A 14,484-nucleotide genomic window follows, 5' to 3' on the forward strand; every position below is an offset into this window, starting at 1 on the left:
CGACGGAGGTTAATGTGCAGCAGATCAAGAATGTCTGGGCAGGTTTGGACACGCGGAAGCGGATGATGGCGATCGGGGCGACTGTCGCCGTGATCCTGACTTTCTTTCTCATGTCCATGGTGGCCAACAAGCCGACCATGCAACTACTATATGCCGGGCTGGAAAGCAGCACGGCCGGAGATGTTGTCAGCGCTCTGGAACAGAGCGGTGTCGACTATGAAGTGCGCGGGGGATCAATCTATGTTCCCGGTGCAAGGCGCGACGAGCTTAGGATGACGCTCGCCAGCCAAGGACTGCCTGCCAATGGCGGCAAGGGCTATGAGCTGCTTGATTCGCTCAGCGGTTTCGGCACCACATCGCAAATGTTTGACGCGGCCTATTGGCGCGCGAAAGAAGGTGAACTGGCTCGGACCATTGTGGCCAACCCGCATGTCAGCCAGGCCCGGGTCCATATTGCCAATACCGGCAGCAACCCGTTTCAGCGAACCCTTGAACCAACCGCGTCGGTTTCGGTCACGCCCATGGGGACCCCGATCACACCGGCGCAGGCCAATGCGATACGGTTTCTGATCGCCTCCGCGGTGGCCGGTCTCGCTGTCGACAATGTTGCGGTGATCGATGCCAACGGCTCTTTGGTTGGGTCGCCCGAAGCAGCCGCGGCAGCCGGAGCTGGCACAGATGACCGGTCCCAATCGATTCGCGAGCGCGTTCTGCGCCTCGTTGAAGCGCGGGTTGGTCACGGAAACGCAGTGGTCGAGGTCAGCGTCGAAACGGTCACTGACACAGAATCGATCCGTGAAAAGCGGGTTGACCCGGAAAGCCGTGTCGCAATCAGCACGGATGTGGAGGAGAGAACGGACAGTTCTCAGAATCAGGCGGGTGAAGTCACCGTCGCCTCCAATATTCCAGACGGCGACGCAGGCGCAGGAGAAGGGTCCCGTGCCAATACCAACTCCACGCGGGAGCGTATAAATTATGAGGTTTCTGAAACAGAGAAGGAGATCATCCGCGGCCCTGGGGCGATCAAACGTCTGACTGTTGCGGTTCTCGTCAATGGCGTCACCACGAACATCGCCAACGGAGAGACCGAATTTGCCCCCCGCCCCGACGACGAGCTGGAGGCGCTCCATGAACTGATCTCCGCAGCCATCGGTTTCAATGCGGAACGCGGTGACGTGATCACCCTGAAGTCGATGGATCTTCCCAACATCGAGCCACAGGGCACCGCGGCATCAACGTCGTTCCTCGACAACCTGTACTTTGATGTCATGTCGATCATTCAGATGGCAGCACTCGCGATTGTTGCACTTGTGCTTGGCCTGTTTGTTGTTCGCCCGATTCTCGCCGGGAACGGGGCAAGCGTCATGGCGCTTCCATCTCCGGACGGCTCCGGCGCATCTGACCTGCCCGGCCTGCCCAGTATGGGCGGAGATGACGGCGGCTTCATGATGAACCCGAACTTGGGGGCGGGCATTGCGCTGGATGGTGAAATCGAGAATGGCGATACCGGTCAGTTTGAGCCGATGGGCGGTATGGGTGGCTTGCCTGGCATGGGCGACGGCCTGAACAGCTTCGGCGGTGGCGGCGGCATGGGCGGGGATCCCGTTGATCGCCTGCGGTCCATGATCGGCGACCGACAGGAAGAAACCGTGCAAATTCTGCGCGGATGGCTGGAAGAGAAAAATGAGGAGCGTGCCTGATGACCATTGCGCATCTTCTTGAAGACTTTGGCATGAAAACCCCCGTGGAACCCGTCAACTCCGTTTCAGAAGAGTTGGTAGAAGAGGCCAAGTTGGTATCCTTTGAAAAGGGCTACACGGCCGGGTGGGATGATGCCATCGAAGCAAAGGACAAAGAAGCCACCCGTGTGTCGGCGGCATTGGCCGGATCTCTCGAGGATCTGAGCTTCACCTACCATGAGGCGCAAACGCAGCTGATCGAGGCACTCGACCCGATGTTCAAGGTCCTCACCTCGGTCATTTTGCCAGACACGATGGCTGCGAGCTTTGGCCATCACATCATCGATCAGCTCAATGAGATGGCAAAGGGGCAAATCAACGAACCCATGGAGGTCGTAGTGGCGGCAGGAGAAAGCAATGCTGTACGTGCGCTTCTTCGCGAGGAACCAAGGGTCGACGCTCGGGTGCGCGAAGATGCAAATATGTCGCGAGGCCAGGCGCAGCTGCGCGTCGGCCAGAGCGAAAGAGAACTGAACTCCGAGGCTCTGATTGAAGCAATTCGCGAATCGATCGAAGCCTTCTCCTATCAATTCAAAGAGGAAAGCAACTATGGATGAGACAGGCGATCTGAACCCAAAATCCGCCGACGCTGCCAATCCGTTTGTTTCGGTACCGGTCGAAGTGATCGTATCCGTCGGAAAGGCACGTCCGTTGATCCGTGATCTCGTCAACCTTGGGGAAAATGCAATCCTCACACTCGATAAAAAAGTCGAGGACCCGGTGGATCTCTACGTCGGGGATCGGCTGGTTGCTCGCGGGCAACTTGAAGAAATGGAAGGTGACCAGGCCGGACAGCTTGCTGTACGGCTCACGGAAATCGCCGATTTGCAAAGCGGGCTGGGATGATACGAAATTTTTTCGCTCTGGGTGCAACTGCAGTTTTCATGCTGCTTTTGCTTCCCCAGGTAGCGCTGGCCCAAGAACTGAGCCTCAATCTCGCCGATGGTCAGTCGATCTCGGCCCGTACCATCCAGTTGATCCTGCTTGTCACGGTGCTCAGTGTTGCGCCGGGGCTGCTGATTATGATCACCTGTTTCCCGTTCCTGATCACAGTGCTGTCGATATTGCGCCAGGGGATCGGCCTGCAACAGGCTCCTCCCAATATGCTGATGATCAGTCTTGCGATGTTCCTGACTTACTTTGTTATGGAACCGGTCTTTACCGAGGCGTGGGAAACCGGAATTGCGCCTTTGATCGACGAGCAACTTGAAGTCGTTCCCGCGCTTGAGCGTGCGGTAGAGCCGTTCAGGGCCTTTATGGTCAACAGGCTTGACCCCGATACGTTTTATGCCATCTCCGACCTGCGGCCTGGCACCCAGGGACTGGACCCGACAGAAGAAGCGCCTCTTTCCGTTTTGATCCCCAGCTTTATGCTGTCGGAAATAACTCGCGCGTTCGAGATCGGCTTTCTGGTTTTCCTGCCCTTCCTCGTCATCGATCTGGTTACAGCGGCGACCCTGATGTCCATGGGTATGATGATGGTCCCACCCGCTCTGGTGTCCTTGCCGTTCAAGTTGGCATTTTTTGTCGTCGCGGATGGCTGGAGCCTGATCGCAAGCGCATTGGTCCGAAGTTATTATCCTAGCTAAAATAGGCTTGAGCCAAAACTAATCCCAGGCGCCAGACCACGGACCCGGGGTTAGGTCATGTTGAGGTGCCTCTGCTTTGGCACGGTCCTTGATTTCTTGAAGCAAGGCAATAGTGGCGCTGGATAGGGGTAAGTGTTCGGTGCGTTTCTGTTTTGTGTGGTGTGAAGGTTTTACCCAGACGCCCCGGATTATATCGAAATCGGTCCATTCGGCAGACAGAACCTCGCCAATGCGTGCGCCGGTCAGAAGTTGCAACCGGATGGCATTGGCCGCATTCTGGTTCGGTTGTTCGTTGAGAGCTGCAACAAGCCGTGCCAGCTCCGCATCGCATAGCCAGCGATGCCGCTTATTCTCGGGGAAACGCTCCACACCCTTGGCAGGGTTGTCGTGCCGCCATCCCCAAAGGACTGACAAGGCAAACATCTTCGAAAGAAGCGCGAGCCTGCGATTTGCCCTGTAGGGGATTTCTCGCAGGCTGTTGTGGAGAGCTTGAATATCGCGGTGCCCGACTTCTGAAACCTTCCGATTGCCCAATTCCGGAATGATAATCGCATTTAGCATCGAGACATCATTCGCCACGCTCCTTTCGCGCTTCTTGGGCTTGGCGTGATGCGTAAGGTATTGATCTGCAAAATCGGCGATGGTTTCCGCTTGGCGAGCAGTCTGTTTTGCTTCAACAGGGTCGCCACCCTGCGCGGCCTCGCTTAGAAGACGCATCGCCTCTTTCCGTGCATTGGTGAATGAAAGAAGCGGGCCAACCTGACCGATGGTTTGCTGTCGAGATCGACCTGTGATGCGATTACGATACTGAACGATGTAGCTCTTGGTGCCGTTAGGCTGAGCTACCCGGCCTGCCAAAGGCTGCACAGAGCGCACAGGCCGCACAGACCGGAGCGGTCTTCCTCCCCTGCTTCCCCTCGATCACCGGAGTTTGGCGGGCTGCGCGAAAGAAGCGGGCGATCTGCTTCAAAAGGTGGTGAAAGCACGGTATGCATGCCGCACGCTGACCCATTCAGCGGCCGCAGTCGGTTTGCAGAAATTTACACAGGTTCCTGAACGTGAAGCTGAATTCATCTCCTAGCGTGCAGGCGGCTGCACTTTTCGGCTTTCCGGTCCTGAGTGCGCTCTGGTTGGGGATTGGCGTCGCAGTGACCGGGGCTTTGACGCCGGGCTACTCACATATCAGCCAGTTCATGAGTGCCCTTGGCGCGTCCGGAGCACCTGTGGCGGCATGGGCAAACTACGCGGTCTTCATCCCCGCCGAGCTTTGGCTGCTGGCCTTTCTCGCGGTCCTCAGCGCCCGACAACCGCGCAGCAGATCGCGGCGATTTTCCATACTGATCCTGGCCGCATTTGCGGTTTTGCTCATACTCGCTGCGGTTCTGCCCTGCGATGCGGGATGCCGAGGCGAGGCCAGCGGGGATCCTGCGGCGGGCAGCTCCGTTCATCTCGCACATATGGTCATCGCGGCAGTGGCCTATCCACTGGCCCTCATTGGCTTGCTGCCCATCAGCCTGACCGCATCCCGCTCATCGCTTGTGCGCCGCCTCGCTCTCCCGGTGACCGCCAGCGGATTTTGCCTCTATGCCTGCATTATCCTGTTTCCGGAGGCGCAAGGACTGTTCCAGCGCCTGCTTGAGGCATTGATCTACGCACAGATCATTTTGCTGGGACGGCATGAGGCTTCCGCAGCAGCCCCCATCGCTACGGCTCAGCCATAGTGACTCCGGGGGGCTCTCCGATTGGGCCGACCACCAGGTCCGGAGCCGGTGACGACGACTACGCTAGGACGGCAGCAAGTGTTGGTTTTCCGTGCGAAGCTGCTCCGCTGACAGCCTGACTACATCTGCAATCTCCATGAGCTGTGGCGCGAGAGGGCTGGTTTTGCGCCAGACCATCCCAATTGTGCGGCCCGGTTCATCCCCTTTGAACCGCGCCAGCGAGACCGGAGCAGAGCGGGTTTCGACGGGCACCGCCATCTCGGGGATCAGGGTCACTCCGATCCCGGCGCCGACCATTTGCACAAGCGTCGACAAGGAGCTTCCGTCCAACCCGTCACTGGGAAGCGTGGAGCGGAAATTGCAAAAAGACACGGCCTGATCCCTGAAACAATGGCCTTCTTCCAGCAGCAGGAGCTTCATCTCCCGCATACCCTCGGGAGAGGGGACAGGCGCCGCGGCTTCCTGCGCGCTGCGGACGAGCACGAATTTCTCGTCAAACAGAGCCGTTTCCGCGAGACCCGGTTCCGATACAGGCAGGGCGACAATCGCCGTATCCAGACGACCATCGAGAAGCTCCGATATCAGCTTTTGCGTCATCGTTTCGCGAATATGCACGTCCAGCCCGCTGTGCGCCTTGTGCAGCCGCTGGATCAACGTTGGCAACAGATACGGAGCAACGGTGGGAATCACCCCGATGCGAAGGCGGCCAACCATACGGTCCTTGGCCAGCCGCGCCAGATCTCCCAGTTCGTCCACTGCGCGCAGGATGTCACGTGCTCGGTCGGCAAAATCCTGACCAAACCCTGTCAGCCGAACCTGACGCGCGCTGCGTTCAAACAGCACCACGCCAAGGTTTTCCTCCAGATCCTTGATCTGAACCGACAGCGCCGGCTGGCTGATCGAGCAGGCATCCGCCGCGCGCCCGAAATGGCCGTGTCGCGTCAGGGCCTCGAAATAGCGGAGCTGTTTGAGCGTGATATTGATCATAGGAAATTCTTATCGTGACTATCAAAAAATGCAACTTAGAATAATTCTGAATTGTTGTTACACAGGTCAGCGAGGGTAGCCGCAGACCTGTCCGGATTCGCAAGAGTCGCACGTGAACGGCCCGGACTACTCAATCAAAAACAGTCCCCACCACGGACAGATTCTGGAGGAAGATATGGACGGACAAAATAATGGTGCAGGTGGCTGCCCGTTTTCCGGAGCCAACACCAACAAAGGCCGACGGTCCAACCGCGATTGGTGGCCGAACCAACTGAACCTGGCGATTTTGCACCAGCACCAGACACGCCAAAATCCGCTCGGCGAAGATTTCAGCTATGCCGAGGCCTTCAAGCAGCTCGATCTGGAGGCGGTGAAACAGGATCTCATCGCCCTGATGACCGACAGTCAGGACTGGTGGCCCGCCGACTACGGACACTATGGCGGGTTGATGATCCGCATGGCGTGGCACTCGGCAGGCACCTACCGGACCGCCGACGGACGCGGCGGTGGCAGCACTGGCACCCAGCGCTTTGCGCCACTGAACTCCTGGCCCGACAACGGCAACCTCGACAAGGCCCGCATGCTGCTGTGGCCGATCAAGAAGAAATACGGCAACAAGCTGTCCTGGGCCGATCTGATGATCCTCGCGGGCAACTGCGCCATCGAATCAATGGGTCTGAAGCCCTTTGGGTTCGGCGGTGGTCGCGCGGACGTTTGGGAGCCCGAGGAAGACATCTATTGGGGCGCCGAAGACGAATGGCTCGCGACCTCCGATCACGAGCTGGCCCGGTATCAGGGTGACCGCGAACTCGAAGGCCCGCTGGCCGCCGTTCAGATGGGTCTCATCTATGTGAACCCCGAAGGCCCGGACGGTAACCCGGATCCGCTGGCATCCGGCCGTGACATCCGCGAGACCTTTGCCCGGATGGCAATGAACGACGAGGAAACCGTTGCTCTGACCGCCGGCGGCCACACCTTTGGCAAGGCCCATGGCAACGGCCCCGTCGAAGCAGTCGGTCCCGAGCCGGAAGCCGCCCCGATCGAGGCAATGGGCCAGGGTTGGCTGTCGTCGCACAAATCCGGCAAGGGCGTGGACACCATCACCTCCGGCATCGAGGGTGCGTGGACACCGAACCCGATCCAGTGGGACATGGGCTACTTTGACGTTCTGTTCGGCTATGACTGGGAATTGACCAAATCCCCGGCCGGTGCCTGGATCTGGCATGCCAAAGACCTCCGGGACGAGGATCACGCTCCCGAGGTGGACGGTTCCGGCAAGAAGGTTCCGATCATGATGACCACCGCCGACATGGCGATGCGCATGGATCCGATTTACGGGCCGATCTCCAAACGGTTCCACGAGAACCCGGATCAATTCGCCGATGCGTTCAAACGGGCCTGGTTCAAGCTCACGCACCGCGATATGGGGCCCAAAGCCTGCTATCTCGGCGCCGATGTTCCGAGCGAGGATCTGATCTGGCAAGATCCGGTTCCTGCAGTCGATCACCCTCTGGTCGACGACGCTGATGTCGCAAAGCTGAAGGCGGATATTCTGGCCTCCGGTCTGTCGGTTCAGGATCTGGTCTATGTGGCCTGGGCCTCGGCCTCCACCTTCCGCGGGTCCGACAAACGCGGCGGCGCCAATGGTGCGCGCATACGTCTGGAGCCGATGAAGAGCTGGGAAGCCAATGAACCGGCGAAGCTCGACAAGGTCCTGACAGCGCTTGAAGGCATCCAGGCGAGCTTCAATGCTGCGGCCTCGGGCGGCAAGAAGATCTCTCTTGCGGACCTGATCGTTCTGGCAGGCTCTGCCGCGGTGGAGAAATCCGCGAAGGATGCGGGCTTTGACATTGCTGTACCCTTCACACCGGGCCGCACGGATGCAAGTCAGGAGCAGACCGACATCGAGAGCTTCGACGTGATGGAGCCGCAGATCGATGGGTTCCGGAACTATGCGAAGACCCGCTTCACCATCTCGACCGAAGAGATGTTGGTCGACAGGGCGCAACTGCTGACCCTCTCCGCACCCGAAATGACCGTATTGGTTGGTGGTTTGCGGGCTTTGGGCGCCACCTATGGTGACAGCGCGCATGGTGTACTGACCCACCGCAAGGGCCAGCTGACGAATGATTTCTTCGTCAATGTTCTCGATCTCGGGACCGAGTGGACCGCGACCGACGGGGTTGGTGAGATCTTTGAGGGACGCGATCGTGCCACCGGCGCGGCCAAGTGGACAGGCACCCGGGCTGACCTGATCTTTGGCTCCAACTCGCAGCTGCGGGCCTTGTCAGAGGTCTACGCTCAGGACGACAACGCAGGCAAATTCGTCAAAGACTTTGTCTCCGCCTGGGTCAAGGTCATGGAACTGGACCGTTTCGACCTGGCATGATCCCTGCCAAAAGCTGAACCAGAGAAAGGCGTCGCATCCCGCGGCGCCTTTTTTGGTTTCACGCCCCGGTCGCTTCGAAAACTGCGGCAGTACCGATCCCGCCGGCTGCGGCGATCGCGGCCAGGGCCGGGCCATCTCCGGGGTGCAGCGCGTGGAATAGCGTGACGGCCAAGATCGCCCCCGACGCCCCAACGGGATGACCCTGCGCCAGTGCGCCACCGGCCGGATTGACAATGCCGGTCGGCAAATTGGCACCGGCGATGCAGGCAAGGGCCTGAACGGCAAAGGCCTCCATGATCTCCGCCCGGTGCAATTCCGACGGGGCGACCGATTGACGGGACAGGACGGACCGCACGGCAGCCACAGGGGCAATGCCCGGTTGTTCAGGGTCGGCCCCCAGTGTCACCCCCTGCAACAGCCGCAGCCCTCCCCGGCCGAGGCGCGCCGCCATCCGGTCACTGACAATCACGACAAAGGCCGCCGCATCTGCGGCAACGGCCATATTGGCGGCCGTGATGTCTCCGGAAACCGATGCCGCGAGGGCACAATGGCGCGGTGTCAGCTCCCGGATAAAAGCATCCTCACTGAAGCCATGGATGTCGACGATCTCCGCCCTGCGCGCGCCCGCATGAGACCTTGCATTTGCGTGGCTGCGTTGCGCCCAGGCATCCTGCTTGGTGCGGCTGATGCCCAGCGTCCGCCCCAGTTGATCCGCCGCTTGTGCCATGTTTGGGTCGCGGTCCGCCCAAGGGGTGAACCGGGCCTGATCATAGGGCTCCGGCGGGCGGCCATCGGCAAATGTACGGGCCCGCGCGGGGCGGCGCGAATAGCTCTCTGCACCGCCGGCGATCACCACATCGTGCAGCCCGGCCTCCACCAGGGCATGTCCGAGCAGGATTGCGTCCAGTCCACCGACACATTGCCGGTCAATGCTGAGACCGGGAACGCCCTCCGGCAGGCCGCTTGCCAAGGCGGTGATCCGCGCGGGATTGCCGCCGCCGCCAAGAGCATTCGACAGGATCACCTCGCCAACGTCACCGGGGCAGATCCCGGCATCTGCGAGGCAGGCGACAACAACAGGTGCGGCCAGCTCGTGCGGTTCCAGCGCTGTGAAACCGCCACCTCTGGGACTAACGGCGGTGCGCCGGGCTGCGATAATCAAGGCCATTCGTCCGCCTGCAGCAGTCTGGTGAGGGCAAGCAGATCGGGTTTGCCTGCGGCCAGCATCGGGATCTGGGCGACCGATCTGATTTCTTTTGGCACCGCATGATCACCGATGGTCTGTCGGCAGAGCTGGCGCATCGGGCCAATGTCAGCCTCCCCTTGCACAAGAGCCACGATCCGGTGGCCGCGCTTTGGATCCGGCAAGGCAAGAGCGACGGCACAATCGACCCCCTCGACACCCATCAGCAGGCTTTCGATTTCCTCGGGAAAGACATTCTGGTCTGCGACGGTCACCATCCGGTTGCGCCGTCCCTTGGGAAAGAGATTGCCGTCACGATCGAGACGACCCATTTCACCGATGGTCAGCCAGCCGTCTTGCCAGCGGGTTTCCTTGCTGCTGCCCTTGGCATATCCGTCAAACAGATAGGGGCTGCGCAGCCAGATTTCGCCCACTCCCCTGTCATCGGGGTCCGCAATGCGGATTTCGACACCCGGGTAGGCGCGGCCCACCGATCCGCGCGGCGTGACACCATGGGACAGGGTGATGTAGCTGGTCTCTGTCGCGCCGAAAATCTCGTGCAGGTCGGCGCTTGGGAACAGCCTGCCCAGCGCGTCTCTGAGGTCATCGTCCAGCTTGCCGCCGGAGGAAAAGATCAGGCGGATCGTCGGCGGCGGGGTGCCATCGTTGGCGCGCACCAGAAGCCGGAACTGCGCCGGCGTGGCATAGAGAACCGTCGCCCCCAGCGTCGTCAGCTGCGACATTTGCCTGCGCGGCCCCGTCCCTCCCAGCATCGCCAGATCCGCGCCGACATGGCAGGCGAACACGGCGGCAAACAGGGTCAGCGAATGCGACAGGGTGCCCAGACTCGCGACGACATCCCCCTCGCCAAGGTCAAACTGACGCCGGTCCATGTCAAAGCTGCGGATCCAGCTTGTCGGCGTACGGCGGATGGTTTTTGCATAGCCGGTCGAGCCGGAGCTCTGACAATAGAGCCATTGTTCAGACTCTGATATGGCAGATATCGGTGTGTCCCCCGGCGTTGCCAGAATGGACTGTCCAGTCCCGAGCGCGCGGGTCAGCTCGCTCAGACCGACAACCTCAGGGGTCCGGATCCTCGTCTGCGGCGAGAGCTGAAACCGGGTGTTATGCGCTGTCATTGTCGGATCCACCGGGAGTGTTTCGGCGCAGAACCTAGCCCGCCTGCGCGACAGAGAACAAGCCTCAAGTGAACTTGCGGAAAAGCCGGGTCCGGTCAAACGCCGCTTCCAATTCGTCGGTGCGCGCTTTCACGATCTCCCAATGGTCTTCCTGGATCTTGGCGATCATGCTTTCCACCAACAGCAGGAGCGCAACGCCGGAATCCCAGGCCGAGGGCACTGCGATACGCGCCGCAAAGGTGTATTTGGCCAGCTTCTGGATCGGTGAGCGCCATTGATCGGTGAACAGCACCACGCGAACGCCGCGCTCATGCGCCATTTCCGCCAGCAGCAGCGTCGCGTTTTCGTATCGGCGGATGTCGAAAAGGATCAGCGTGTCGCCGGGCAGCAGGTCCAGCACCGAATGCGTCCAGGAGGCCCGCGGCGGGATCATGAACACATCACGGCGGATCATCTGCAGGTGCAGGTAAAAGGATTGCGCCAATGTGCCGCTCAGCCGCCCGCCGGCAATATGGACCCGATGGCTGTTATCGGCCAGCAGGGCGCATAGGGTGTCGAACTCGGCGAGGTTCACATTTTCAAGCGTTGCCCTGATGTTGTCGTAGACGCCGACCGCATAGCGGTTGAGCATATGCGCCTCCGGCAAGGCAGGGGCTTGCTCGGCACGTTTCTCCACCGGGTTGGAAATTATTTCACGCAGCTCCTCTCTCAGCGCATATTGGAACTCCGGATATCCTGAAAACCCCAGTTTCTGCACCATCCGCGCGACGGTCGGCGTCGACACCTCGGCCAGATCGGCCAGCTCAGTGATGCTGCCAAGGCCCGGAATCGGATAGTTGTCGAGGATGGCGGCGGCCAGTTGGCGCTCGGCGCGGGTCAGCTCCGACTCGCGTGATTTCAGTTTCTCGGCAATCGTCGGCATGCACCTGCCCTCCTGCGCGCATTTTCTACATATTATTACAGGCCGCCATTCGATGAAAGAATATTTACAGAAAACATATTGACAGGAACAAGGCTACTGAAGAGCATGCTACATTATGAGCACTGATACCCTCGTTGAATCCTATGGTCCGGCCTTTGCGAAAACCCCCTCTGCCGCTGACGCAGAAGTGATTGTCGTGTGTGAGCACGCCTCAAACTGGATTCCCCCCGACCTGAACGGGCTCGGATTGGCTCCGGCCGCCCGTGACAGTCATATTGCCTGGGACCCCGGCGCTCTGGGCGTTTCCCGTCACCTGGCAGAGCAGCTGAGCGCCCCGATGGTCGAGGGATGCATATCCCGGCTGGTCTACGACCTGAACCGCCCACCCGAGTCGCCGACGGCCATTCCGCCGGCATCCGAGATATTTGACGTTCCAGGCAACCGGAACCTCTCGGACGCGGCGCGCACTCTGCGAGTAGAGGCGGTATACACACCGTTCCGCGCCGCCCTCGAAGAGGAAATCCAACACCGGCGGAAGGCGCTTCGGCTGATGGTCACGGTGCATAGCTTTACCCCGGTCTACAACGGCAAGACCCGAACCGTGGAGCTGGGGCTGCTGCATGGCCGCGACGACCGGTTCGCCCGTGCGATGCTGGCGCGGCAGCCCGAGGACAACACCTGGAACGTACAACTGAACGAGCCCTACAGCGCCTCCGATGGTGTCGCGCACACGCTGGACCTGCATGGCTGTGATAACGGATTGCTGAACGTTATGTTGGAAATTCGCAACGATCTGATTGCAACCGAGCAGCAGCAGCAGGCCTGGGCGGCAGCGCTTGCGCCCTGGATAAGGTCCACCCTCCGGGAGGCATTTGCATGATCCGTGCCATGCTGGGATATGTGCGCGTGGTTGATGCGGTGAACTACCGCATCGGGCGCATCATGATGTGGGGGCTGTTTGCGATGATGGGGGTCCTGCTGTGGTCTTCCATCTCAAAGACGTTCTTTCTGCCGTCGCTCTGGACACTGGAAATGGCGCAGTTCGCCATGGTCACCTACTACATCCTCGGCGGGCCTTACTCGATCCAGCTGGGCTCCAACGTCCGCATGGATCTGTTCTACCACAATTGGACCATCCGCAGAAAAGCCTGGTTTGACTCCTTTACCGTGCTGGCGCTGATCATCTACCTCGCGATCCTGTTCTACGGCGGTCTGGGCTCGACGGCCTATTCCCTGGGCTATTGGGGCGACAATCCGTTTGCCTTTTTCTGGGGGCTGCTGACCGGTGCCGAAAGTATCGGATATATCGAGCGCTCCTCCACCGCGTGGCGCCCCTTTGTGTGGCCCATCAAATCCATCATGGTTGTCGGTTTTCTGCTGATGCTGCTGCAGGCCATTTCCGAACTTTTCAAAGACATCGCCCGCATCCACGGGCATGACATCCCGAGTGAGCGTGACGCATGAGCCAGGAATACATCGCCATCTTCATGTTTGCGTCGATGATGCTCATGCTTTTTACGGGGCAGCGAGTCTTTGGGGCGATTGGTGCAGTGGGCGCGGTTGCCGCGATGCTGCTCTGGGGGGTGGGTGGCTACGACATTCCGTTCTCGGCCGCGATGAAGCTGATGAAGTGGTACCCGCTTCTGACGCTCCCTATGTTCATCTTCATGGGCTATGTCTTGAGCGAAAGCCGTCTGGCGGACGATCTCTACAAGATGTTTCACGTCTGGATGGGGCCGATCAACGGCGGCTTGGCCATTGGCACCATCGGGCTCATGGTACTGGTCTCTGCCATGAACGGGCTCTCTGTTGCGGGCATGGCGATTGGCGCCACCATCGCGCTGCCGGAACTGCTCCGGCGCGGGTATGACAAAACCATGGTCACCGGCGTCATTCAGGCCGGATCATCCCTCGGGATCCTGGTGCCGCCCTCGGTCGTTCTGGTGCTCTATGCCATGATCGCGCGGCAGCCAGTGGGGCAGCTGTGGCTGGCCGGAGTGCTGCCGGGGCTGATGATGGCGGCCCTGTTCATCCTCTACATCTGGTTGCGCTGCCGGATGAACCCCGATCTCGGGCCTGCAATGGAAGACGCCCATGAGGTGCCGCGGGCGGAAAAACTGCGCCTGCTCGGGGCGGGGGCGCTGCCGCTGTTGATTTTCGCCGCAATGATGGTTCCCTTTGTCAATGGCTGGACATCGCTGGTCGAAAGCTCCGCCATCGGGGCGCTGACGGCGCTCGCGGCCTCCATCGCCAAACGCCGGATGAGCTGGAAAATTTTTGAATCCTGCACCAGGAACACGCTGGCGATTTCCTGCATGTTCATGTGGATCATCCTTGCGGCTCTTGGCTTTGGCGCCGTCTTCGACGGGCTTGGCGCGGTCAAGGCGATCGACAACCTGTTCACCGATCAACTGGGGCTCGATCCCTGGGTGATCCTGATCCTGATGCAGCTGTCCTTCATCATCATGGGGACATTCCTCGACGACACGGCGATGCTGGTGATTGTGGCCCCCCTCTACGTGCCGCTGGTCCAGGCGCTGGGGTTCGATCTTGTCTGGTACGGCATTCTCTATACGATCACCACGCAGATCGCCTATATGACACCGCCCTTCGGCTATAACCTGTTCCTGATGCGGGCCATGGCACCTCCGGAAATCGGGCTGGGCGACATCTATCGTTCCATCGTGCCGTTTGTCGGCATCATGGTCGTGGCGCTGGCCATTATCATGATCTTCCCGCAGATCGCGCTTTGGCTGCCACAGACAGTTTACGGACAATAACCAGAAGACCCTTCAAAGGGCCCAAAACAAACTGA

At 60.1% G+C, this 14,484-nt stretch carries 14 protein-coding genes; 9 read left to right on the plus strand and 5 right to left on the minus strand.

The window, feature by feature from the left end; all coding sequences use genetic code 11:
* Window positions 1-14: 14 nt before the first annotated feature.
* From fliF to fliP, 4 genes are read left to right on the plus strand one after another with little or no spacing between them, the layout of a single operon-like run.
* Window positions 15-1,700: a flagellar basal-body MS-ring/collar protein FliF gene (gene fliF / locus FGE21_RS11410; RefSeq protein ID WP_139663417.1), complete on the plus strand. Its 1,686-nt coding sequence runs from the start codon at window positions 15-17 to the stop codon at window positions 1,698-1,700.
* Window positions 1,700-2,296, plus strand: a complete 597-nt coding sequence (locus tag FGE21_RS11415; protein WP_139663418.1) for an ABC transporter ATP-binding protein — start codon at window positions 1,700-1,702, stop codon at window positions 2,294-2,296. Before fliF ends, FGE21_RS11415 begins: the two co-directional genes overlap by 1 nt.
* A complete protein-coding gene (locus FGE21_RS11420) occupies window positions 2,289-2,585 on the plus strand; it encodes a FliM/FliN family flagellar motor C-terminal domain-containing protein (RefSeq protein ID WP_139663419.1) in 297 nt (98 codons plus the stop codon). The genes FGE21_RS11415 and FGE21_RS11420 overlap by 8 nt, the downstream gene beginning before the upstream one ends.
* A complete protein-coding gene (gene fliP / locus FGE21_RS11425; protein WP_139663420.1) occupies window positions 2,582-3,328 on the plus strand; it encodes a flagellar type III secretion system pore protein FliP in 747 nt (248 codons plus the stop codon). The genes FGE21_RS11420 and fliP overlap by 4 nt, the downstream gene beginning before the upstream one ends.
* A gap of 18 nt (window positions 3,329-3,346) precedes the next feature.
* Here the strand turns inward: fliP and FGE21_RS11430 are convergent, their stop codons facing one another.
* Window positions 3,347-4,213, minus strand: coding sequence for a tyrosine-type recombinase/integrase (locus FGE21_RS11430; protein WP_370285646.1), 867 nt, complete (start codon window positions 4,211-4,213; stop codon window positions 3,347-3,349).
* Between the two features lie 173 nt (window positions 4,214-4,386).
* Between FGE21_RS11430 and FGE21_RS11435 the strand changes: the two genes are divergently transcribed.
* Window positions 4,387-5,049: a DUF998 domain-containing protein gene (locus FGE21_RS11435; protein ID WP_139663421.1), complete on the plus strand. Its 663-nt coding sequence runs from the start codon at window positions 4,387-4,389 to the stop codon at window positions 5,047-5,049.
* Between the two features lie 63 nt (window positions 5,050-5,112).
* On the opposite strand, the gene FGE21_RS11440 is transcribed toward FGE21_RS11435, so the two are convergent.
* The gene (locus FGE21_RS11440) at window positions 5,113-6,036 is read right to left on the minus strand and encodes a hydrogen peroxide-inducible genes activator (RefSeq protein ID WP_139663422.1); all 924 of its coding nucleotides are present in this window, start codon (window positions 6,034-6,036) and stop codon (window positions 5,113-5,115) included.
* A gap of 175 nt (window positions 6,037-6,211) precedes the next feature.
* On the opposite strand from FGE21_RS11440, the gene katG reads away from it, so the two are divergent.
* On the plus strand, window positions 6,212-8,425 hold the full coding sequence (gene katG, locus FGE21_RS11445) for a catalase/peroxidase HPI (RefSeq protein ID WP_139663423.1): 2,214 nt from the start codon (window positions 6,212-6,214) through the stop codon (window positions 8,423-8,425).
* A 58-nt stretch (window positions 8,426-8,483) separates the two neighbouring features.
* Here the strand turns inward: katG and FGE21_RS11450 are convergent, their stop codons facing one another.
* The 3 genes from FGE21_RS11450 to FGE21_RS11460 all read right to left on the minus strand — a co-directional run bounded on the left by FGE21_RS11450 (window position 8,484) and on the right by FGE21_RS11460 (window position 11,669).
* A complete protein-coding gene (locus FGE21_RS11450) occupies window positions 8,484-9,593 on the minus strand; it encodes an acetyl-CoA C-acyltransferase (RefSeq protein WP_139663424.1) in 1,110 nt (369 codons plus the stop codon).
* Complete coding sequence (locus FGE21_RS11455) at window positions 9,584-10,747, minus strand: AMP-binding protein (RefSeq protein ID WP_139663425.1); 1,164 nt, start codon at window positions 10,745-10,747, stop codon at window positions 9,584-9,586. The genes FGE21_RS11450 and FGE21_RS11455 overlap by 10 nt, the downstream gene beginning before the upstream one ends.
* Window positions 10,748-10,811: 64 nt before the next feature.
* Entirely contained in the window at window positions 10,812-11,669 is an 858-nt protein-coding gene (locus tag FGE21_RS11460) for a MurR/RpiR family transcriptional regulator (protein ID WP_139663426.1), read from the minus strand.
* 115 nt (window positions 11,670-11,784) lie between these two features.
* Between FGE21_RS11460 and FGE21_RS11465 the strand changes: the two genes are divergently transcribed.
* Genes FGE21_RS11465 through FGE21_RS11475 form a run of 3 tightly spaced genes read left to right on the plus strand, consistent with a single transcriptional unit; the run spans window position 11,785 to window position 14,449 of the window.
* Complete coding sequence (locus FGE21_RS11465) at window positions 11,785-12,549, plus strand: N-formylglutamate amidohydrolase (RefSeq protein ID WP_139663427.1); 765 nt, start codon at window positions 11,785-11,787, stop codon at window positions 12,547-12,549.
* Window positions 12,546-13,133: a TRAP transporter small permease subunit gene (locus FGE21_RS11470; RefSeq protein WP_139663428.1), complete on the plus strand. Its 588-nt coding sequence runs from the start codon at window positions 12,546-12,548 to the stop codon at window positions 13,131-13,133. The genes FGE21_RS11465 and FGE21_RS11470 overlap by 4 nt, the downstream gene beginning before the upstream one ends.
* Window positions 13,130-14,449: a TRAP transporter large permease subunit gene (locus FGE21_RS11475; protein WP_139663429.1), complete on the plus strand. Its 1,320-nt coding sequence runs from the start codon at window positions 13,130-13,132 to the stop codon at window positions 14,447-14,449. Before FGE21_RS11470 ends, FGE21_RS11475 begins: the two co-directional genes overlap by 4 nt.
* The last annotated feature ends 35 nt before the right edge of the window (window positions 14,450-14,484 follow it).

It is taken from the genome of Phaeobacter sp. B1627 (assembly GCF_006265095.1).
GTDB lineage: Bacteria > Pseudomonadota > Alphaproteobacteria > Rhodobacterales > Rhodobacteraceae > Epibacterium.